Genomic DNA, 19,105 nt, shown 5'->3' with positions numbered 1-19,105 from the left:
GGCTGCCCTCCGCGTTCGCCTCGGCGTGGGGCTCGATGGCACAGACGCCGTCGACACAGACGGCACCGGATGCGCCGACCATGACCAGGCCCGGAGCGGCCGGGGCGACACCGGACTCGCCGACGGCCGCGTCGTGCCTCGCGGTCATGCCGACACCGCGTCGACGGAGCCGGTGCGCTCGCCCGCGATCCGGCCGAAGACCTCGACGAACGTCGCGGCATCTTGGGCGCCCGACACACCGTACCGGCCGTCGATCACGAAGAAGGGCACGCCCTGAATTCCGTATTCCTGCGCTTGTCGCTGGTCACTGCGGACGGACTCGAGGTATTCGCCCGAGATCAGCGAGCGCACGACATCGTCGCGATCGAGACCGATCTCGGCTGCGAGATCGGCCAGGTCTTCGATGCGACCGACGTTGCGGCCTTCTTCGAAGTACGCCTTCAAGAGGCGCTCCTTGGCCTCGAGCTGCATTCCCTTCGACTTGGCGTAGTGGATGAGCTCGTGGGCCTTGACCGTGTTCGCGTGCTGCAGCGCGTCGTAGTCGTAGTGCAGCCCGACGTCTTCGGCGATTCCGACCACGCGGGTGAGCATCTGCCTGGCCTGCTCGGCGGGAATGCCCTTGTGGTTGGCGAGGAACTCGACCTCGTCGCCCGCGAAGTCGACGGGCGTATCGGGTGAGAGCTCGAAGCTGTGGTACTCGATCTCGACCGCAGGAGTTCCAGGCTGCGTGCCGAACGCCTCGATGCCCGCCTCGAGTTTGCGCTTGCCGATGTAGCACCAGGGGCAGGCGATGTCGCTCCAGACATCGACCTTGATGGGGGCTGCGGCGAGAGGGTTCTGAAGATCGGTCACAGGGTTGGCAACGGCGGGCGCGAGGCGGCTATTCCCGGTCGGATGGGCGGATCTTCGACACAGGAGGTTCTGAGCGGCCTCATGGTTGACTCGTTCAATGACGACTTCAGGACGAGACCGTGTTCGTGGCGACGCGAAAGACCGCGGGCTCGCCGTAGAGATCGTGCAGCGCCCGCCAGCGAACAGCCTCGAGGAAGCGGCCGTCTCCCTGGGGCTCGAGCCGTCGGACATCGTGAAGACACTCGTCGTCAAACGCCACGACGGCGACTTCGTGTTCGCCCTCGTGCCCGGCGACCGGCAGATCAGCTGGGCCAAACTGCGCGCGATCGTGAACGTGAACAAACTGTCGCTGCCCCACCAAGACGTGGCGCGCGACGCCACGGGCTACGAGCGCGGCACGATCACCCCTTTGGGGAGCACAACGGCCTGGCCCGTCTTCGCCGACGAGCGCATCATCGGTCGGCGCATCGCGCTCGGCGCTGGCGAGCACGGCCTGTCGGCCTTCGTCGACGCCGACGCGCTTCTGGATGCCTTCGGCGCGACGATCGCGGACATCACCGACGAGCTGAAGCCGCGCTCCTCCTGACCGCGCAGGATGCTGCGTCGGTCGAGCAGCGCTCGCGAGGAACGAGCAGGGCGTATCGAGACGACCGATCCCTGGGCGCCGTTCCCTGAGCCTGTCGAAGGGCGCTCCCGTCCGTGGACCGCTCCTCCACAGATTTCCTGTCGGCAACGTCCTCCACAGTCAAACGATCTGATCAGACCGGCGGATCACCGCTCGGTTGTCCCGTTCGCTGAAGCGCAGACTCAGGCGGCCAACGACACGACGTGACGGGCGTGTTGCACTCGAGCGAAAACATCCGGTGCCGTCGCCGCAGAGAGCACCGGCACGTTGCTCTGGTACTGCAGGTGGCCGTTTCGCACCGTGACCTGCACATACCCGGTCATCCGGGACTCGCGCGCAAGCAGAAAGAGCAGGCTGAGAACGAGTACCAGAAAGAAACCGACGATGGCGAGCACGATTGCCCACGTCGGGGTCTTCTGCTCAACACGCGTGAAGTCGGTGACGTAGAACTCCGTGCCAGCGAGGGGAACTGTGCCCGACGGGGTGACGAGCCAATTGCTGGTCACCACTATTTCGCCGATGACCACGAGCGGAGGTTCGGGCTGCGACACGGAATGGGAGTCAATGCGAGTGAGATCCGACATGCCGAAAGTTTAGTGGGCGGGCGTAGAGGGAGCGTCGACTGCCCCGCCGAAGCGGCGGGACCGGCCGACGTAGTGCTCGATGGCCTGCCACAGGTCTCGGCGCGTGAAGTCGGGCCACAGTGTGTCGAGGAACACCATCTCGGCATAGGCCGACTGCCACAGCTGGAAGTTGCTGGTGCGCTGCTCGCCCGAGCTGCGCACGAAGAGATCGACGTCGGGCAGGTCGGGGAGATACAGGTGCTTCTGAATCGTCTTCTCGCTGATACCCGAGGGCTTCAACCGGCCGGCCCGCACGTCCTCGGCGATGGCGGTCACGGCATCCACGATCTCGTTGCGACCGCCGTAGTTGACGCACATGCTCAGCGTAATGGTGCTGTTGCCCGCGGTGAGCCGCTCGGCGACCTGAAGGTCTGTGATGACGCTCGCCCAGAGCCTGGGCTTGCGCCCTGCCCAGCGGATGCGCACACCCCACTCGTTGAGCTGGTCGCGGCGTCGATGCAGCACCTCGCGGTTGAAGCCCATGAGAAAGCGCACCTCATCCGGCGACCGCTTCCAGTTCTCGGTTGAGAATGCATACACGCTGAGGTGCGTGACGCCGACCTGGATGGCGCCCGCCACGACGTCGAGCAGCGCCGCCTCGCCCGCCCGGTGGCCTTCGACGCGGGTGAGGCCGCGCTGGTTCGCCCATCGACCGTTGCCGTCCATGACCACAGCGACATGCTGCGGCACCTGGTCGGCCGGAATCGCGGGCGGATGGATGCCGGTGAAGTCGAGGGGTTGAAAATCGGGCCGCGAATCGCCCGGGCGGGGACGGATCATGACGCGGCCTCCTGTGAGTGCTTCTGCACGGAACGATCCACGTGCTCGAGCGACCTGAGGCCCCGTTCGAGGTGCCACTGGGTATAGGCCGAGACCACGCCGCTGGCCTTCGACCGGGATTTCTGGTCGGATGCATCGGCCCGCTCCCAGTCGCCGGTGAGCAAGGCACTGAGGAGTCCCACGGTCTGCACATCGAGGCGGGGCGTTCCCGGAGGGGCGACGGAATCGCTGACGACTCCTCCGAGCTGCACGACGAAGGCGGAATGGGGACCGGGCTCGCCCGTGACCGCGCAGTCATGGAAACTCGGAGCCCAGCCGGCCATCGACAGGGCGCGCAGCAAGTAGGAGTCGAGGGTGAGGCTGGCCCCGTGCTCGCCTCGAGACAGCGAACGAAGCGCGCCCACCAGAAGGAGGTACTGCGGCAGCCCGGCCTCGGCCTCGCTGAGCTTGTCGGCGGTCTCGACCATGGCGCTGGCCGCCGTGTAGCTCGCGTAGTCGGCGGTGATGGCGGCACCGTATGAAGAAATGGTCTCGGCCTGGGTGACTGTGTCGAGCGACCGACCCTCGTAGAACTGCACATCGGCGACCATGAATGGCTCGAGGCGTGCACCGAACTTCGATGCCGTGCGCCGCACGCCGCGGGCCACCGCGCGCACTTTGCCATGCTGGCGTGTGAGCATGGTGACGATGCGATCGGCCTCACCCAGCTTGTGGGTGCGCAGCACGACGCAGTCGTCACGGTAAACAGGCACGATCCATTATCGACCCTCAGCTTCGTGAACGCCCGGTGCACGCGCGGTCGTGGTACACCTTGAGGGTGTCAGTCGCCGAGACCTTCTCCATCCCCTTCTGGGCGGATCTTCTGGCCGTGGGCATCGGCAGCCTGCAGGGCGCCATGTTCGCGTCGCAGTTCAGGGATCGCAGGCTCGACCTGCTCGGAGTCGCCATCATCGGCGTGGCCACCGGCCTCGGCGGAGGCCTGCTGCGCGACATCCTCCTCGTGGTGCCGCTGGTGGCCCTGCACACGAATTGGTACCTGAGCGTCGCCGTGCTGTCGGCCCTGTTCGGCATGCTGCTCGTGCGACTCTTCGAGCGCCTCGACACGGTGATCACGATCCTCGACGCGCTCACCATCGGCCTCTTCGGAGCCATCGGAACCACCAAGGCCCTGTCGCTGGGGCTCCCCGTCATCCCGTCGATCTTCGTCGGGGTGGTCTCGGCCGTCGGCGGATCCGTGGTGCGAGACGTGCTGCTCGCCATGCCCATCGCGCTCATGCACGTGGGATCGCTCTATGCGGTCGCCGCCGGCGCCGGGTCGGCAGTTCTCGTCATGTTCTGGGCGGGCGGCCTCGACATCACCGTCGCCGCCGTCATCTGCGTCGTCGTCACCACCGTGGTGCGCCTGCTCGCCGTTCGCTACGGCTGGAGCCTGCCCGAACAGCGCGCCATCCGGCGGATACCGAAGATCTCGCGTTCCGCGCTGCGTCCGCGCTGGCCTCGACTCCGCCGAGCGGCGAAGCCGGGCCAGCCCTGAGTGCCGGTGCGGGTCTCTATCCGACGGCGGTGAGCTCGCGATCCGCATCCGAAACCCGGATGGCGCGGTTGACCGCACTGACGACGGCCTTCAGAGACGCCGTCGAGATGTCGGCGTCGATACCGACGCCCCAGAGCCTCGAACCGTTGACCTGCAGTTCGACATACGCCGCTGCCAGCGCATCGCCCGACGCGCTCAGGGCGTGCTCGACATAGTCGTAGAGCTTGACATCGACACCCTGGTCGCTCAGTACGTTGAGGAACGCCGCAATCGGGCCGTTGCCCGAGGCCTCTGTGTCGAGCGTCTCGTCTCCGATGCGCAGCTCGACCTGCAGCGAGACGCTGCCCGACATATCGCTGGCAGTTCGCGTGCGGGTGAGCTCGAAGCGCCCCCACTTCGACTCGGAGTGTTCGGCCGGAGCGGGCAGGTACTCGTCTTGGAAGATGTCCCAGATCTGCTCGCTCGTGACCTCGCCACCGTCGGCGTCGGTCTTCGCCTGAACAACGCCCGAGAACTCGATCTGCAGTTTGCGCGGCAGGTCGAGCGCGTGGTCGTTCTTCAGCAGATATGCCACACCGCCCTTGCCCGACTGCGAGTTTACGCGGATGACAGCCTCATAGCTGCGGCCCAGGTCTTTGGGATCGACAGGCAGGTAGGGAACCGCCCACACCAGGTCGTCGACCTCTTTGCCCTGCGCGACCGCGTCGACGGCCATGGCCTCGAAACCCTTTTTGATGGCGTCCTGATGAGATCCGCTGAACGCCGTGTAGACCAGGTCGCCGGCCCACGGGCTGCGCTCGGGCACCTTCAGCTGGTTGCAGTACTCGGCCGTGCGCCGGATCTCGTCGAGGTCGGAGAAGTCGATCTGCGGATCGATGCCCTGAGTGAACAGGTTGATGCCGAGGGCAACCAGGTCGACGTTGCCCGTGCGCTCGCCGTTGCCGAACAGGCAGCCCTCGATGCGGTCGGCGCCGGCGAGATAGCCCAGCTCGGCGGCCGCGATGGCCGTGCCTCGATCGTTGTGGGGGTGCAGCGAGAGAACGATGTTCTCGCGATGCGCCAGTCTGCGGCTCATCCACTCGATCGAGTCGGCGTAGACATTCGGCGTCGCCATCTCGACGGTGGCCGGCAGGTTGATCATGACCTTGCGGTCTGCGGTCGGCTCGAAGACTTCGATGACCTGGTTGCAGACATCCAGTGCGAACTCGAGCTCGGTGCCCGTGAAACTCTCGGGCGAGTACTCGTAGTAGACGACAGTCTCGGGAATCGTCTTTTCGTACTGCCGGCACAGACGTGCGCCGGTGAGGGCGATGTCGATGATGCCCTGCTTGTCGCTGCGGAAGACGACGTCGCGCTGCAGGATGGACGTGGAGTTGTAGAGATGCACGATTGCCTGTCTGGCCCCGGCGATCGACTCGTAGGTGCGGGCGATCAGGTGCTCGCGCGCCTGCGTCAGCACCTGGATCGTGACGTCGTCGGGAATGGCGTTCTCATCGATGAGGCTGCGCACGAAGTCGAAGTCGGTCTGGCTCGCGCTCGGAAATCCGACCTCGATCTCCTTGTAGCCCATGCGCACCAGCAGGTCGAACATCACTCGCTTGCGTTCGGGACTCATCGGGTCGATGAGCGCCTGGTTGCCGTCTCGCAGATCGACGGCGCACCAGCGGGGTGCCTCGGTGATGCGCTTGGCCGGCCATGTTCTGTCGGGCAGGTCGACGGCGATCTGTTCGTGGAACGGGCGGTACTTGTGGATCGGCATGGCCGATGCTGTCTGATTGTTCTTCACGGTCTGGTTCCTTCGCGTCTTCGGATGGTCAGCCAATAGCAAACTCCGCGACGAGGAAGGCCTGAGACTAGGACTCGTCGCGGCAGCTAAGAAGGAGCAGACCGAACAGCATGCTGCAACGGTAGCACCGAATTCGCCCCGGACGACGAAGACGTACCTGCCCGCCGGGGCGGGCCGGTTAGGCTGAAAGGAAAGGGAGGCCGAATGCCTGAACAGCAGACCATAGTCATCGCCGGGGCATCCGGAATGATCGGCACCGAACTGACCCGCCAGCTCGAGGCGGCCGGACACCTGGTTATTCGACTCGTACGGCATCCCACCCATCATCCGAAGGAACGCCAGTGGGACCCGGAGGTCTCGTGGCTGAACGTCGCAACGGTCGATGCCGCGGATGTCATCGTGAACCTGTCGGGCGCATCCATCTCTCGTCTGCCGTGGACACTGCCGTACAAGAAGCAGATCCTGTCGTCACGCCTTCAGGCCACGAGCACCATCACGGCGGCGATCGCCAAGTCGGCATCTCCCCCGCACACCCTGGTGAACGGGTCGGCCGTGGGCTTCTACGGAGATCGCCCGGCCGAGGTTCTTACCGAGACCTCGGCTCAGGGCGACGGCTTTCTCGCCAAGGTCGTCGAGGCCTGGGAACGCGCAGCAGCCAAGGCCTCGCCGAGCACCCGTGTGGTGATGGCCCGTACCGGACTCGTGCTCGGCAACGGAGGCGCGCTGAAGCCGCTGCACATTCTGGCGAAGCTCGGTGTCGCCGGCCCCCTGGGTGCCGGCACGCAGGTGTGGCCGTGGATCAGCCTCGACGACGAAGCCGCTGCCATCGCGCACCTCGCGCTCGACTCGTCGCTCACGGGCCCGGTCAACCTGGCCTCACCGCATCCGGCCACGGCGTCGGAGCTCACCGAGACCCTCGCCCATCAGCTCAACAGGCCGTTCTGGCTGCGCGCGCCGGGCTGGGCCATCAAGGCCGCCCTTGCCGACGCGGGCACAGAACTGCTTCTGGCAGACCAGAACGTCTCGTCGCAACTGCTCGTCGCCGACGGATTCTCCTTCCGCGACGAGAGTGTCGGCCAGGCTCTTGCGGCGGCTCTAGCTCGGCCCGTCCCGGCCCGCACCTAGCAAGCGAAAATTCAGGCGGCCTGCCGGTTCAACTCGATCGCCCGACGCAGCGCCGCGCGGGCGCGTCTGCGGTCGCCGCTGGCGTCGTAGGCCAGGCCGAGCCTGAACCAGGCACGCCAGCTCTCGGGTGAGGCGTCGACCTCGGCCCGAAAGCGCTCGAACTCGGCGTCGGCGGCCGCCCTGTCGGGTCGCCCGCTCGGCCGCTTGGGCAGCTCGTCTTCTGGCAGACCCTGTTCAGCCTCGAGATCTTTGACAAGACGTTCGGTGCGGATCCCGAAAAGCAGCTCACGCAGCAACGCCCACGCGGCGATCAGCGGCAGAATGACGAGAGCCACTCCCAGGCCGACGGCCACAGGCTCGCCCGTCGCCACGAGTCGCACGGAGCGATCTGCGACGAGAACAAGATAGAGCGCCAGCAGCACAGCCATCGCCCACGCGGCGATCCGCCCCTTCATCGACGTGTCCGGTCGAACACGCGATCGAAACGGCTCACTGCTCGTCCGATCCGGCCGTCAGATCGATGAGCCGGTCGAGCCCGACGACGACTCCGCGAGCCCGGGTGGCGGCGCGCAGGGCGATGGCAATTCCTGCCTCGTAGGCGCTCGGCGCAAGGGTCTCGTGGCTGATGGTGAGAACCTCGCCTACTCCGCCCAGAATCACATCTTGCTTGGCGACGACACCCTGAAGCCGAAGGCTGTGGATGGGGACGCTTGCGACCTGCTGTCCTCGTGCGCGCTGGTCTGTGTGCGGAGCCGACACCGGTCCACGCGTGCCTCGTGCCGCGGCGACGAGCTCGGCCGTTCTGACGGCGGTGCCGGAGGGAGAATCGATCTTCGTGGCGTGGTGCGCCTCGACGATCTCGATCGAGTCGAAGAACCGCGCCGCCGTGGCCGCGAACGAGCTTGCAAGCACCGAACCGACCGAGAAATTCGGAATGATGACGGCGCCGAGCTCGGGTGTCTCGACCAACCGACGCTCGAGCCCGCGGATGCGATCCGCCGACCAGCCCGAGGTTCCCACGAGCACGGGAATGCCGTTCGACAGCGCGAAGTCGACGATGGTGTGCGAGACGGCCGGGACCGTGACGTCGACCGCGAGGTCTGCCCCGATCATCTCGCCGAGGTCTCCTGACGACCCGATCTGCGCGAAGAGTGCGAACCCCGGCGTCTCGGTGACGATCGTCGAAAAAAGTTGTCCCATGCGGCCGGATGCGCCGACGACGGCAACCTTCGTAGTCATGGCTCCAATCTACCAAGTCGCGAGTTGCCGCCTGCCGTCGATGGGGCCCGGGGCGCTGGCCTACCCTTGAGCCATGGATATCCGCGAGGCCCGAACGGACTCCCCTGACGCGCACGAGTTGCTGACCGACTATTTCACGTGGCGTGCCCGCGAGTTTCCTCCGGCCCAGGGCGCCTACACGATCACCTACCCCGACCCGAACGGGTTCGTCGCGCCCGACGGCGCATTCCTCATAGCCGGCGACGACGAGCCTGTCGGATGCGGCGGCATCCGTCGTATTCCGCCCGATGCGACGGGTCGCGTGCGCTTCGAGGTCAAGCACCTCTGGCTCGCGCCACAGAGCAGGGGCCAGGGGATCGCCGCGCTTGTGATGGACGAGCTCGAGGCCCGGGCGCGACAGTGGGGAGCCGAGTTGATAGTGCTCGACACGCACCACACCCTTACGGGCGCCGCGCGGCTCTATGCGAAGCGAGGTTATGTCTCCGTCGATCCGTACAACGAGAATCCGAACGCGACCGTCTGGTACGCGAAAGAACTGCGGGCCGCGGGATAGGCGTCAGTACGGCTGCGCCTCGGGAAGCCCTGTGCGCAGTTCGACGGGCAGGTGACCCAGGTCGTTGTGGGTCATGAGTTCGGGCAGCCTGCCGGCCTTCACTGTGATGATCGTCAGGCCGCAGTTCGCCTGGTTCACCCCCACCCAGCGCCAGTCCGGTGCACCCATGGCCTCTCGCACGAGCCACCCGATCACGAAGTTGTGCGTGATCAGCAGATCATTGGTGGGCTCACGAGTCGGCGACAAGAACTCCGAGACGGCGTCGGCCATCTGCGCCCTTCCCGCGTCGACCTGCTCGATCGTCACCGAGTTGAAGAACGGCTGGAAGGCGTGCGGCATCTGCGGCGAGTAGCCCGTAGGAACGCAATCGAAGAGCAGGGCAGTGGGCTCGGGCTGCAGTGCCGGCAGATGCTCGGCCATGATCGCCGCGGTGTCTTCCCCACGCTGAAGCGGCGAATGCCACACGTTGGTGAATGGCACGCCGCCGAGCCGTTCCGCGACGAGTCGGGCCTGGCGCTGGCCACGCGGAGACAGGGGGCCGTCGTTGATGCCGTACTCGGCATCCTGCTGTTCGCCGTGCCGAACGAGGTAGAGGGTGCGGGTCACGATGTCGCCCCTGATCGCATCGAATTCACGCGATCGAAGGCATTCTCGGCAATGGCTCCGACGGCGGAGATCGAGATCGGACGCGCCGCGATGTCGCGCGCGAGTTCGTGCACGTCTTCGGGCGTCACCCGGTCGAGGCGGCGCAGCGCCTCGTCGAGGTCGACGAACTCGCCCTGCGTTATCTCGGCGCGCCCGAGCCGCGACATCCGCGTGTCTGAGTCTTCGAGTGCCAGGGCCGCGGAACCCGACAGCTGCCCGTGCGCGCGTCGCAGCTCGTCTGCCGTGATGCCGTCGTCGGCCAGAAGCTGCAGCTGTTCGATCATGAGCTCGGCGACCTCGCCGACCCGCGCCGGGGTGCATCCGGCATTCATGCCGAAGAGTCCCGCATCGGAGTACGACGGCGCGAACGAATAGACCGAGTACGCGAGCCCCCTCTTCTCGCGGATCTCCTGGAAGAGCCTCGAGGACATGCCCCCGCCGAAGACGGAGCCGAGCACGCTGAGGGCCGAACGACGGTCGTCGTTCGCCGTGAATCCGGAGGTTCCTACTATCAGGCTCGCCTGCTCGTTCGGTCGCTGCACTACGACGAGGGGCGAACCGCGATGCACCCCTACGCGAGTGGATGCGCGGCGGGCCACGGGCTCGGCGCTCTGCTCGAGGTTCCATCCGGCCGACGTGAGCGCGACCGTGACACGTGCGACGAGTTCGTCGTGGTCGACGGCGCCGGCCGCGGTGATCACGAGGTCTTGCGGCCGGTAGTTCTCGAGGTAGTGCTGCCAGACGGCGTCACGCGTGACCTCGCGAATCGCCTCGGCGCTGCCTCCGACGGGTCGAGCGAGTGGATGCTCGCCGAGTACGGCCTCGAAGAATCGCTCCCCTGCCACATCGGAGGGGTCGTCGGAGGCCTCGGCCAGCTCTTCGAGGATCACTCCCCGCTCGGTCTCGAACTCGCCCCGCTCGATCAGCGACGACGTCAGCATGTCGGCGATCACGTCGACGGCCATGGGAAGGTCGCGGTCTCTGACCTTGGCGTAGTAGCAGGTGTACTCCTTGCTCGTGGCGGCATTGTGCTCGCCGCCCACGGCGTCGAAGGCCACCGCGATGTCGAGCGCCGACCTCGTCGGAGTTCCTTTGAACAGCAGGTGCTCGAGGAAGTGCGTGGAGCCATAGCGCGACGGCACTGCGGGACCGGACGCCGTGGCGAGAACGCTGCCGAGTTCGTCACGCGAGCCGACGGCGACCCAGTACCCGACCGTGGCGCTCTGCGCGCCGGGCATCTTCTCGGTGAGGATGCGAACGCCCGACGGAAGAATCGTGCGTCGGACCAGTGAACCGCCCGACGCTTCGACTCGGAGTTCGGGCAGATTCAATGGCAGTGGCACGGCGTTGTTCATCGCGCCCCAGCCTATGTCACTGCGACGCGCGATCGAGGGCGGCGAGCTGGTGCGGCTCGAGAACGAGATCGACGGATGCCGCGAGCTCGGCGACCTGTTCGGCCGACGCCGCCCGCACCACGGGCGCGATGATGTTCGGCTTCGAGCGCACCCAAGCCAGAGCGCAGGAGCCGAGCGACGCGTTCTGTTCGGCCGCGACCTGCTCGAGCGCCTTCACAACAGTGAAGCCCTGCCGGCCGATATGCGAGGCGGCATCGGCGAACATGATCGACCGCGGAACGTCGTTGTGACTGCGGTACTCGCCGGTCAAGAAGCCGTTGGCCAAGGGCAGACGCGCGAAGATGCCGATCTTGAGAGAGGAGACGGCGGGGAGCAGCTCGTTCTCGACCGGGCGCCGCGTCATCAGGCTGTACGGGCTGAAGGCCGCCCTGAATCGCGGGAGTTCGAGTTGTTGCGACAACTGCTGCGCCTCGATGAGGCGCGCGCCCGAGTAGGACGACGCCGCAAGCGCGCGAATCGCGCCCCTCTCGATCAGCGTGGCGACGGCGGCCAGGCTCTCCTCCAGAGGCGTCTGGGGATGGTCTCCATCGAACGAGAGCAGGTCGAGGTGGTCGGTCTGGAGCCGTTCGAGGGAGGCCTCGGTTGCGGCCACGATGCTCTCGGCCGAGAGACCGGGCGCATCCGGGTGGCGGCCGATCTTCGTGGCGAGGAACACCCTGTCTCGAGCTTTTCTCGTTCGCACCCAGTTGCCGATCATGATCTCGCTGCGACCACCTGCGTAGTGGTCGGCCGTCGAGATGAGCCGGCCGCCCGCGTCGTGAAACGCATCCAGCACGTCGGCCGTGGCGGCCACGCCGGACGCCCAGCCGAAGACGCTGCCGTCGATCGCGAGACGAAAACGCGCAGGCGGCACGGCCTGGGTTGCACTGCCCGCCCCGAATGCTCTGGCGTCGTCGTTCGGCGTCATGAGGGCAGTGTAGTTCTCACCGAGGCCGAAATGACGAAGGCCCGCCCCACCTTCGTGGGACGGGCCTTCGATCATGGTGAGACTAGCCTTCGGCCGGAGCCTCGGGACCCTCGCTGGCGGCAGCGGAGCCCTCGGTGTCTGCGTCGTCAGCGACGACCGGAGCGAGCGACAGCTTTCCGCGGTCATCGATCTTGGTGATCTCGACGAGGATCTTCTGGCCGACACCCAGCACGTCTTCGACGTTCTCGACGCGTTTGCCACCGGCGAGCTTGCGCACCTCCGAGATGTGCAGCAGGCCGTCCTTGCCCGGGAGCAGCGACACGAACGCGCCGAAGGTCGCGATCTTGACGACGGTTCCGAGGAACTGCTCGCCGACCTCGGGGTTGGTCGGGTTGGCAATCGCGTTGACCTGGGCCCGAGCGGCCTCGGCGGAGGGACCGTCGACGGCGCCGATGTACACCGTGCCGTCCTCCTCGATGGAGATGTCGGCGCCCGTCTCATCCTGGATGGCGTTGATCGTCTTGCCCTTCGGGCCGATCAGCTCGCCGATCTTGTCGACGGGGATCTGCACGCTGATCACGCGGGGCGCGGTCGGGGCCATCTCGTCGGGAGCATCGATCGCCGAGTTGATGACATTGAGGATCGCGGTTCGCGCGGCCTTGGCCTGCTTCAGGGCGCCGTCGAGCACGCTCGTGGGCAGTCCGTCGAGCTTGGTGTCGAGCTGGATCGCGGTGATGAAGTCAGAAGTTCCGGCGACCTTGAAGTCCATGTCGCCGAGCGCGTCTTCTGCACCGAGGATGTCGGTGAGCGCCGCGTAGCGGGTCTCTCCGTCGATGGTGTCGGACACGAGGCCCATGGCGATGCCCGCGACGGGTGCGCGCAACGGCACACCGGCGTTGAGCAGCGACAGGGTCGAGGCGCAGACGGAACCCATCGACGTCGACCCGTTGGAGCCGAGAGCCTCGGACACCTGGCGGATCGCGTAGGGGAACTCGTCGCGGCTCGGAAGCACGGGGGCGATGGCGCGCTCGGCCAGGAAGCCGTGCCCGATTTCGCGGCGCTTCGGCGAACCGACACGACCCGTCTCTCCGGTGGAGTAGGGCGGGAAGTTGTAGTGGTGCAGGTAGCGCTTCTTCTTGATCGGGCTCAGCGAATCGATCTGCTGCTCCATCTTGAGCATGTTCAGGGTGGTGACGCCCAGGATCTGGGTCTCGCCGCGCTGGAAGATGGCGGAGCCGTGCACGCGCGGGATGACCTGCACCTCGGCGTCGAGCGGACGGATGTCTGCCAGGCCGCGGCCATCCATGCGGATGCCCTCGGTGAGGATGCGGCCGCGCACGACGGTCTTGGTGACCGACTTGTAGGCTGCCGAGACCATCGGCGGGATGTCGCCCGACAGTTCGCCCGCGGACACCTTCTCGTTGATGGCGAGCTTGACCCGCTCTTTCAGCGCGTCGTCGGCGTCTTGACGCTCGGTCTTGCCGGCGATCTGGTAGATCGAGACGAGCTCGTCGTACGCGATTTCTGCAACGGCGTCGTAGCCGGCCTGGCTGTACGCCGGGAAGACCGGGTATTCGCGAACGGCCTTGTTGACCTGCGCGGCGAGCGAGGCCTGGGCGGCGACGAGCTGCTTGAGGAACGGCTTGGCGGCCTCGAGGCCCTGAGCCACGACCTCTTCGTTGGGCTTCGTTGCGCCGGCCTTGATCAGGTTCCAGCTGTTCTCTGTGGCCTCGGCCTCGACCATCATGATCGCGACGTCTTCGTTGCCCTGTGCGTCGGTGACGACGCGACCGGCGACGACAAGGTCGAAGACGGCCTCTTCGAGCTGCGAGTACTTGGGGAACGCGACCCACTGGTCACCGATGAGCGCGAGGCGCACGCCGGCGATGGGACCCGAGAACGGGATTCCCGAGATCTGGCTCGACGCGGAGGCCGCGTTGATCGCCAGGGTGTCGTAGAACTCGTCGGGAGCGATGCTCAGCACCGTGATGACGACCTGGACCTCGTTGCGCAGGCCGTTGACGAACGACGGGCGCAGGGGACGGTCGATCAGGCGGCAGACCAGGATGGCCTCGGTCGAGGGGCGTCCCTCGCGGCGGAAGAACGAACCGGGGATCTTGCCGGCCGCGTAGCTGCGCTCTTCTACGTCGATGGTGAGCGGGAAGAAGTCGAAGTTGTCCTTCGGGTGCTTTCCGATGCTGGTGGCACTCAGAAGCATCGTTTCTTCGTCGAGGTAGGCCGCGACGGCGCCCTGTGCCTGCTGTGCCAGCCGGCCCGCTTCGAAGCGGACCGTGCGGGTGCCGAACTTGCCGTTGTCGAGAACGGCTTCGGCGAATGTGATTTCTGGACCCTCCATATGGGGGTTTTCTCCTTATGTGTTGTCTCCCGCCATGCAGGCGGGGAGAGTTCGCGGCCCCGTGTGGGCTCTCGCGATGCGTACAGCGGAGTGGGGTGACAGAGCGACATGGGGGTGCTCGCCGATTGCGAGACCCGTGCACGTACGCGCGTTCGAACCAAATGGTCGGTCAGAACCATCAGAGCATGGGGCGCATGTCTGGCCAACAGTAGAAAACCTCGGATCGCTCTACGACGCGTTCCGAAACCCACCACCGGTGACCAGCGTCCTGCCTGCCTGCTCCGCTTTGTTGCTGGTGTATTGATTTGTTCGTGTCGCCCGAGAGGGGCAACAGTGCCGATCTTAGCAGGCGAGGGCGCGTCAGCGCCGGATGCCTGCAATCGCGTCGTCCGCGGGTCGCCCCGTCTCCACCGTGAAGGGCCGGGCGAGACGCGTGAACGGCCTCGACGCATCCGGCAGCGTGCCGTCGCCGAGAACCCGCGCCGGCAGGGTGACGAGCACGCCGTCGTCGCGCAGCCGCTCGAGGGCTTCGCCGAGGGATGCGTCGGCGCCGCGGGGCAGAAATCCCGCCCGAGCAGGTCTCGGCCCCCCGACGAAGTACGCCTCGATGCGGAGCTCGCGGCCGAGCCAGCGAGTGGCTCCCGGCCAGAGGACGACGGTGAGGTCGTGCTCTGTCCACCCGAGGGCCAGGTCGATCGAGTCCTGGCGCCGGCTGGTCTCGTCGAGGACGAGCATTCCGTCGGTGGGCACATCGCGCAACTCGAAGCCGTCGAGCGACGCGAGCCTCGACGACGAGTTGCGCCCTCCCCCGCTTCGAACCCCGAGCCTGACGAGCTGGAGAATCGCGGCCACCGAGGCGGTGACGGCGAGCACCCCCACGATCGTTCCGACCACGGCGACACGCACCGTCAGCGATGCCGCCAGCGCCGCGAGCAGCACCACTCCGAGCAGAAACGGCTCCCACAGAAACAGCGAGAGTTTTCGGCGGGGAGGCGGCATGCACCAATCCAAGCATGCGCGCACCCGACGCGCGCACCGGTCAGTACGCCCGGCCCATTCCGAGGTCGACCCTCAACCCATGGCGGGTCGAGACGATCGAGCACGGGATGCGGGGACCCTTGCCCCGGTCGGACAACCGACCGAGGCACGCATCGACCGGCGCCTCGAGTCCCCGGGGCACGAAACCCACGACATCGCTGAGTTCGGAACCCGACCACAGCCGCACGGGCATCGGCGCGTCGATGCGATCCTCGGCCGGGCGTCGTCTTTCGATGAACGCCTCACGCGGCGGCGGGTGGCTCTCTCGCAGCTGCTTCAGTTCCGTCTGGAACGGCATGCTTCCGGCGACCCTCAGGATGACGCTCGTGAACCTCGGGAAGAGGCTGTAGGTGTAATCGGCGAGGGAACCCGCACCGACATCGTGCCTGTCGGGAACGCGTGAACCTCGTGGATCGCCGATGACCATGAAGACATTCAACTCTCCTGCCGCAAGAGACGGAAGCGCCACACGCAGGAACCCGCTGGCGAGAACACGTTCTCAGCGAGTCTGGCCGATGGCCAGGTCGACTCTGATGCCCCTCTTCGTCTCGCGGACCGTCGCCTGCATTCGCGTGGACTTTCCCGAATCGGCAAGGCGCGCGAGTGCGGCCTCGACCGGGGCCTCGAGGCCGCGCGGAACGAACCCCACGACCGGGGTGGGCCGCTGGTTCACGAAGAGCCGCACCGGCGTCGGCGCATCCGTGCGCTCGTCGGCGATGCTGCGCCGGGCGATGAACGCCTCGGGCTCCGTGACGCCCTGCTCGAGAACCAAGCGGAGAGCATCCTGGCACGGGTCGCTGTCGGCGAGCTGGATGCGCACCCGCTTGTTGCGCGGAACGAGGTCGTAGAGGTAGTCGTCGAGCGACCCCGAGCCCTGGTCTGTCTTCGCGAGTTCGGGATTGTTGGCGCGACCGAACGAAAGGAATCTCATGCCCCTATCCAAGTGCTTGCGCGGGGTTCACGCCAACGCGGTCACTGTTCTAGAGTCGAGCTATGACTGACAAAGAACGCGACGAAAACGGCAACGAAGACCTTCTCGAGGTGTCGAGCGAGCTCGACGCCCGAGGAGACGCAGAGTTCACGAATCCGGGCGACCCCTCGGTCGACGACGAGGAGAGCCTCGACGAGGGTCTCCTCGACGGTGCCGACACGGAGTTCGGCGTCGAGAACGACATAGACACCCTGCAGATCGACGATCCCGACGAGACGAACGACGATCTCGACGACGAGGACTATCAGGCCGAGAGAGTTCAGGAGCTCGGCGACGATCGCGTCTGAAGATCGAACGCCGATACGAACCCTGCTGCATACGCGAATGGGCCGTCCTCCCCTCGGGGAGAACGGCCCATCGTCAAGAAATGCGGCGAATTACCGTCGCAGGCAACTACCGACGCAGGCCGAGACGCTCGATCAGGGCGCGGTAGCGCTCGATCTCGACATCGGCCAGGTAACCCAGCAGGCGGCGACGCTGTCCGACCAGGAGCAGGAGGCCACGACGCGAGTGGTGGTCGTGCTTGTGCTCCTTGAGGTGCTCCGTGAGGTCTTTGATGCGACGCGTGAGCATCGCGACCTGGACCTCGGGGGATCCGGTGTCACCGGGGTGGGTTGCGTATTCTTCGATGATCGCCTTCTTGACATCAGCTTCAAGAGCCATAGCAGGGGATCCCCTTTCTCCTCATTGCGCGGTGCCCGACACCGTGTGTGCGGGCTCTCTTTATCCGCGGCCGTTAGACGGCAACCTTGCAACTCTAACAGATCGCACCGAGGCGACGCGGCTCATCGTGCACAATGGAATTCTTCCCCGATGATCGGATTACAGCAGCAGTGACCAAGCCCCCGTCAGAAGCACCCTCCTCTTCAGAAGCGCAGACCCGCCGAACCCATTTCGTCGACCTCAGCCCGTTCCGCCGCAGCCCGGCGTTCTTTCGGCTGTGGCTCGGGGGGCTGATCGCCGGCATCGGCGGGCAGATGACGATCATCGCCGTCGGCCTGCACATCTACGACATCACCGGGTCGACGACGGCGGTCTCCCTCGTGGGCGTGTTCGCGCTCGTTCCCATGATCGTCGCCGGGGTGTACGGAGGCGTCCTCGCCGACAGCTTCGACCGTCGGCGCGTTGTGCTCGTGGCCGAGTTCTTGGCCTGGGGGTCGACGGTAGGGCTCGCGCTTCTCGCCTGGAACCACATCGACGAGTTGTGGATGTTCTATGCCCTCACGACCGTGACGGCCGTCGCCACCACGGTCATCGGTGCCACCCGTTCGGCCATCGTGCCGCGCCTGCTCGCACCCGAGCTGCTGCCGGCGGCGTCTGCGCTCGGGGGCATCAGCTTCGGCGTGCAGGTCACCGTGGGCCCAGCGCTGGCCGGCGTGCTCGTGGCCACTGTCGGATTTCAGTGGACCTACACGGTCGACGTCGTTCTCTTCGTCGCCGCATTCACCGGAGTGATCACGCTGCCCCGCATCATTCCCGAGGGCGGACGTCGGAGAGCCGGCTTCGCCGCGGTTTGGGAGGGCCTCGCGTTCCTGAGGCGCGCGCCGAACATCCGCATGTCTTTTCTCATCGACATCGTGGCGATGACCTTCGGGATGCCGCGGGTCGTGTTCCCGGCCGTCGGTGCCCTGCTGATCGGCGGCGGAGCAATCACGGTGGGCATCCTCTCGGCGGCCTTCGCCGTCGGCGCGCTGCTCTCGTCGGTGTTCTCGGGCCGGCTGGGGCACGTTCGCCTGCAGGGACGCGCGATCGGACGCGCCGTGGCCGTCTACGGGGCGTTCATCGCAGCGTTCGGTGTCGTACTCCTCGTGATGGACCGCGGACCAGCCGAGGGCATCACGTCGGCTTTCGACGACGCGAACCTGCCCGCCCTGGCCCTCGCGAGCATCGCCCTCGCCGGCGCGGGGGCCGCCGACAATGTCAGCGCGATCTTCCGTCAGACCATGTTGCAGTCGGCCGTTCCCGACGTGATGCGCGGACGCGTCCAAGGGGTGTTCACCGTGGTGGTGACGGGCGGGCCTCGCCTCGGCGATGCCTATGTCGGCCTCGCCGCCGCGACCGCGCTGCTCTGGCTGCCGCCGCTCTTGGGCGGGGTCATCGTGGTGCTCTTCTCGCTCGCCGCCGTGCGCCTGCACCGCTCGTTGCGCGAGTACGATGCGCTCGCGCCCACGCCGTAGCCATCCGGTGTCATGAGAACGGCGAGGCGAGGAGCAGGACTGCCTCCTCGCCTCGCCTGACTCGTAGAACGAATGGATCGTTACGGCACGCTGACCAGGTCGATGACGAAGACGAGTGTCTTGCCGCCGAGAAAGTGTCCGCCGGCGGGTCCGTAGGCCAGGTGGGGCGGAATGGTCAGCTTGCGACGCCCGCCCGCCTTCATCCCGGGTATGCCCTCCTGCCAGCCCGCGATGAGGCCGTTCAGGGGAAAGCTGATGGTCTCGCCGCGGCCCCACGAGGAGTCGAACTCTTCGCCGGTCTCGTACTCGACGCCCAAATAGTGCACCTCGACGGTTGCACCGGGCGTGGCTTCTGCACCGTCGCCGACGACGATGTCCTCGATGACGAGTTCGGTGGGAGCGGGCCCCTCGGAGAAATCGATCTCGGGTTTGGCGTTCATGTTTTCGGTCATGACTCCA

At 66.4% G+C, this 19,105-nt stretch carries 22 protein-coding genes; 6 read left to right on the top strand and 16 right to left on the bottom strand.

Annotation, left to right across the window (positions count from 1 at the left end):
* Nucleotides 1-144: 144 nt before the first annotated feature.
* Entirely contained in the window at nucleotides 145-852 is a 708-nt protein-coding gene (locus ACE5CZ_RS00835) for a DsbA family protein (RefSeq protein WP_374945456.1), read from the bottom strand.
* A gap of 97 nt (nucleotides 853-949) precedes the next feature.
* Here ACE5CZ_RS00835 and ACE5CZ_RS00830 point away from each other — a divergent pair, with 97 nt between their 5' ends.
* Nucleotides 950-1,438: an aminoacyl-tRNA deacylase gene (locus ACE5CZ_RS00830; protein ID WP_374945455.1), complete on the top strand. Its 489-nt coding sequence runs from the start codon at nucleotides 950-952 to the stop codon at nucleotides 1,436-1,438.
* A gap of 221 nt (nucleotides 1,439-1,659) precedes the next feature.
* Here ACE5CZ_RS00830 and ACE5CZ_RS00825 read toward each other — a convergent pair whose 3' ends face one another.
* The 3 genes from ACE5CZ_RS00825 to recO are packed head-to-tail and all read right to left on the bottom strand — an operon-like array spanning nucleotide 1,660 to nucleotide 3,632.
* Complete coding sequence (locus ACE5CZ_RS00825) at nucleotides 1,660-2,061, bottom strand: hypothetical protein (protein ID WP_374945454.1); 402 nt, start codon at nucleotides 2,059-2,061, stop codon at nucleotides 1,660-1,662.
* A gap of 9 nt (nucleotides 2,062-2,070) precedes the next feature.
* Nucleotides 2,071-2,880 (bottom strand): isoprenyl transferase, encoded by an 810-nt coding sequence (locus ACE5CZ_RS00820; RefSeq protein ID WP_374945453.1) that lies wholly within the window; start codon nucleotides 2,878-2,880, stop codon nucleotides 2,071-2,073.
* On the bottom strand, nucleotides 2,877-3,632 hold the full coding sequence (gene recO / locus ACE5CZ_RS00815) for a DNA repair protein RecO (RefSeq protein WP_374945452.1): 756 nt from the start codon (nucleotides 3,630-3,632) through the stop codon (nucleotides 2,877-2,879). Before recO ends, ACE5CZ_RS00820 begins: the two co-directional genes overlap by 4 nt.
* A 65-nt stretch (nucleotides 3,633-3,697) precedes the next feature.
* Here recO and ACE5CZ_RS00810 point away from each other — a divergent pair, with 65 nt between their 5' ends.
* The gene (locus tag ACE5CZ_RS00810) at nucleotides 3,698-4,414 is read left to right on the top strand and encodes a trimeric intracellular cation channel family protein (RefSeq protein WP_374945451.1); all 717 of its coding nucleotides are present in this window, start codon (nucleotides 3,698-3,700) and stop codon (nucleotides 4,412-4,414) included.
* Nucleotides 4,415-4,430: 16 nt separating this feature from the next.
* Here the strand turns inward: ACE5CZ_RS00810 and leuA are convergent, their stop codons facing one another.
* Nucleotides 4,431-6,200 carry a 2-isopropylmalate synthase gene (gene leuA / locus ACE5CZ_RS00805; RefSeq protein WP_374945450.1) on the bottom strand — a complete coding sequence of 590 codons (1,770 nt, stop codon included), beginning with the start codon at nucleotides 6,198-6,200 and terminating at the stop codon, nucleotides 4,431-4,433.
* 204 nt (nucleotides 6,201-6,404) lie between these two features.
* On the opposite strand from leuA, the gene ACE5CZ_RS00800 reads away from it, so the two are divergent.
* On the top strand, nucleotides 6,405-7,325 hold the full coding sequence (locus ACE5CZ_RS00800) for a TIGR01777 family oxidoreductase (RefSeq protein WP_374945449.1): 921 nt from the start codon (nucleotides 6,405-6,407) through the stop codon (nucleotides 7,323-7,325).
* An 11-nt stretch (nucleotides 7,326-7,336) separates the two neighbouring features.
* Here the strand turns inward: ACE5CZ_RS00800 and ACE5CZ_RS00795 are convergent, their stop codons facing one another.
* Nucleotides 7,337-7,780 (bottom strand): tetratricopeptide repeat protein, encoded by a 444-nt coding sequence (locus tag ACE5CZ_RS00795; protein ID WP_374945448.1) that lies wholly within the window; start codon nucleotides 7,778-7,780, stop codon nucleotides 7,337-7,339.
* A 34-nt stretch (nucleotides 7,781-7,814) separates the two neighbouring features.
* Entirely contained in the window at nucleotides 7,815-8,564 is a 750-nt protein-coding gene (gene dapB, locus ACE5CZ_RS00790) for a 4-hydroxy-tetrahydrodipicolinate reductase (protein WP_374945447.1), read from the bottom strand.
* 73 nt (nucleotides 8,565-8,637) lie between these two features.
* Here dapB and ACE5CZ_RS00785 point away from each other — a divergent pair, with 73 nt between their 5' ends.
* The gene (locus tag ACE5CZ_RS00785; RefSeq protein ID WP_374945446.1) at nucleotides 8,638-9,117 is read left to right on the top strand and encodes a GNAT family N-acetyltransferase; all 480 of its coding nucleotides are present in this window, start codon (nucleotides 8,638-8,640) and stop codon (nucleotides 9,115-9,117) included.
* 3 nt (nucleotides 9,118-9,120) lie between these two features.
* Here the strand turns inward: ACE5CZ_RS00785 and ACE5CZ_RS00780 are convergent, their stop codons facing one another.
* The 7 genes from ACE5CZ_RS00780 to ACE5CZ_RS00750 all read right to left on the bottom strand — a co-directional run bounded on the left by ACE5CZ_RS00780 (nucleotide 9,121) and on the right by ACE5CZ_RS00750 (nucleotide 16,409).
* On the bottom strand, nucleotides 9,121-9,723 hold the full coding sequence (locus tag ACE5CZ_RS00780) for a histidine phosphatase family protein (protein ID WP_374945445.1): 603 nt from the start codon (nucleotides 9,721-9,723) through the stop codon (nucleotides 9,121-9,123).
* The gene (locus tag ACE5CZ_RS00775) at nucleotides 9,720-11,117 is read right to left on the bottom strand and encodes a M16 family metallopeptidase (RefSeq protein WP_374945444.1); all 1,398 of its coding nucleotides are present in this window, start codon (nucleotides 11,115-11,117) and stop codon (nucleotides 9,720-9,722) included. Before ACE5CZ_RS00775 ends, ACE5CZ_RS00780 begins: the two co-directional genes overlap by 4 nt.
* A gap of 16 nt (nucleotides 11,118-11,133) precedes the next feature.
* The gene (locus ACE5CZ_RS00770) at nucleotides 11,134-12,084 is read right to left on the bottom strand and encodes an aldo/keto reductase (RefSeq protein ID WP_374945443.1); all 951 of its coding nucleotides are present in this window, start codon (nucleotides 12,082-12,084) and stop codon (nucleotides 11,134-11,136) included.
* Between the two features lie 82 nt (nucleotides 12,085-12,166).
* The gene (locus ACE5CZ_RS00765; protein ID WP_374945442.1) at nucleotides 12,167-14,440 is read right to left on the bottom strand and encodes a polyribonucleotide nucleotidyltransferase; all 2,274 of its coding nucleotides are present in this window, start codon (nucleotides 14,438-14,440) and stop codon (nucleotides 12,167-12,169) included.
* 360 nt (nucleotides 14,441-14,800) lie between these two features.
* Nucleotides 14,801-15,439 carry a hypothetical protein gene (locus ACE5CZ_RS00760; protein ID WP_374945441.1) on the bottom strand — a complete coding sequence of 213 codons (639 nt, stop codon included), beginning with the start codon at nucleotides 15,437-15,439 and terminating at the stop codon, nucleotides 14,801-14,803.
* 40 nt (nucleotides 15,440-15,479) lie between these two features.
* Nucleotides 15,480-15,905: a hypothetical protein gene (locus ACE5CZ_RS00755; protein ID WP_374945440.1), complete on the bottom strand. Its 426-nt coding sequence runs from the start codon at nucleotides 15,903-15,905 to the stop codon at nucleotides 15,480-15,482.
* A gap of 72 nt (nucleotides 15,906-15,977) precedes the next feature.
* Nucleotides 15,978-16,409: a hypothetical protein gene (locus ACE5CZ_RS00750; RefSeq protein WP_374945439.1), complete on the bottom strand. Its 432-nt coding sequence runs from the start codon at nucleotides 16,407-16,409 to the stop codon at nucleotides 15,978-15,980.
* A gap of 62 nt (nucleotides 16,410-16,471) precedes the next feature.
* Here ACE5CZ_RS00750 and ACE5CZ_RS00745 point away from each other — a divergent pair, with 62 nt between their 5' ends.
* Nucleotides 16,472-16,756, top strand: a complete 285-nt coding sequence (locus ACE5CZ_RS00745; RefSeq protein WP_374945438.1) for a hypothetical protein — start codon at nucleotides 16,472-16,474, stop codon at nucleotides 16,754-16,756.
* A gap of 106 nt (nucleotides 16,757-16,862) precedes the next feature.
* Here ACE5CZ_RS00745 and rpsO read toward each other — a convergent pair whose 3' ends face one another.
* Entirely contained in the window at nucleotides 16,863-17,132 is a 270-nt protein-coding gene (rpsO, locus tag ACE5CZ_RS00740) for a 30S ribosomal protein S15 (protein ID WP_044438586.1), read from the bottom strand.
* Nucleotides 17,133-17,302: 170 nt separating this feature from the next.
* On the opposite strand from rpsO, the gene ACE5CZ_RS00735 reads away from it, so the two are divergent.
* Nucleotides 17,303-18,646, top strand: a complete 1,344-nt coding sequence (locus ACE5CZ_RS00735; RefSeq protein ID WP_374945437.1) for an MFS transporter — start codon at nucleotides 17,303-17,305, stop codon at nucleotides 18,644-18,646.
* An 80-nt stretch (nucleotides 18,647-18,726) separates the two neighbouring features.
* Here the strand turns inward: ACE5CZ_RS00735 and ACE5CZ_RS00730 are convergent, their stop codons facing one another.
* On the bottom strand, nucleotides 18,727-19,098 hold the full coding sequence (locus tag ACE5CZ_RS00730; protein WP_374945436.1) for an FKBP-type peptidyl-prolyl cis-trans isomerase: 372 nt from the start codon (nucleotides 19,096-19,098) through the stop codon (nucleotides 18,727-18,729).
* Between the last annotated feature and the right edge of the window lie 7 nt (nucleotides 19,099-19,105).

Origin of the sequence: Agreia sp., assembly GCF_964263775.1 — a bacterium.
In the GTDB taxonomy this organism is placed as follows: domain Bacteria; phylum Actinomycetota; class Actinomycetes; order Actinomycetales; family Microbacteriaceae; genus Agreia.
This window is presented reverse-complemented; position numbering and strand designations above follow the sequence as displayed.

Bases quoted from the DNA above. Each gene is read 5' to 3' on its own strand.
- ACE5CZ_RS00785 (WP_374945446.1), top strand. From the start codon at position 8,638: ATGGATATCCGCGAGGCCCGAACGGACTCCCCTGACGCGCACGAGTTG.
- rpsO (WP_044438586.1), bottom strand. From the start codon at position 17,132: ATGGCTCTTGAAGCTGATGTCAAGAAGGCGATCATCGAAGAATACGCA.
- ACE5CZ_RS00730 (WP_374945436.1), bottom strand. From the start codon at position 19,098: ATGACCGAAAACATGAACGCCAAACCCGAGATCGATTTCTCCGAGGGG.
- ACE5CZ_RS00830 (WP_374945455.1), top strand. From the start codon at position 950: ATGACGACTTCAGGACGAGACCGTGTTCGTGGCGACGCGAAAGACCGC.
- ACE5CZ_RS00765 (WP_374945442.1), bottom strand. From the start codon at position 14,440: ATGGAGGGTCCAGAAATCACATTCGCCGAAGCCGTTCTCGACAACGGC.
- dapB (WP_374945447.1), bottom strand. From the start codon at position 8,564: ATGACTACGAAGGTTGCCGTCGTCGGCGCATCCGGCCGCATGGGACAA.
- ACE5CZ_RS00770 (WP_374945443.1), bottom strand. From the start codon at position 12,084: ATGACGCCGAACGACGACGCCAGAGCATTCGGGGCGGGCAGTGCAACC.
- ACE5CZ_RS00795 (WP_374945448.1), bottom strand. From the start codon at position 7,780: ATGAAGGGGCGGATCGCCGCGTGGGCGATGGCTGTGCTGCTGGCGCTC.
- ACE5CZ_RS00775 (WP_374945444.1), bottom strand. From the start codon at position 11,117: ATGAACAACGCCGTGCCACTGCCATTGAATCTGCCCGAACTCCGAGTC.
- ACE5CZ_RS00820 (WP_374945453.1), bottom strand. From the start codon at position 2,880: ATGATCCGTCCCCGCCCGGGCGATTCGCGGCCCGATTTTCAACCCCTC.
- ACE5CZ_RS00760 (WP_374945441.1), bottom strand. From the start codon at position 15,439: ATGCCGCCTCCCCGCCGAAAACTCTCGCTGTTTCTGTGGGAGCCGTTT.
- ACE5CZ_RS00745 (WP_374945438.1), top strand. From the start codon at position 16,472: ATGACTGACAAAGAACGCGACGAAAACGGCAACGAAGACCTTCTCGAG.
- ACE5CZ_RS00750 (WP_374945439.1), bottom strand. From the start codon at position 16,409: ATGAGATTCCTTTCGTTCGGTCGCGCCAACAATCCCGAACTCGCGAAG.
- ACE5CZ_RS00825 (WP_374945454.1), bottom strand. From the start codon at position 2,061: ATGTCGGATCTCACTCGCATTGACTCCCATTCCGTGTCGCAGCCCGAA.
- ACE5CZ_RS00755 (WP_374945440.1), bottom strand. From the start codon at position 15,905: ATGGTCATCGGCGATCCACGAGGTTCACGCGTTCCCGACAGGCACGAT.
- ACE5CZ_RS00800 (WP_374945449.1), top strand. From the start codon at position 6,405: ATGCCTGAACAGCAGACCATAGTCATCGCCGGGGCATCCGGAATGATC.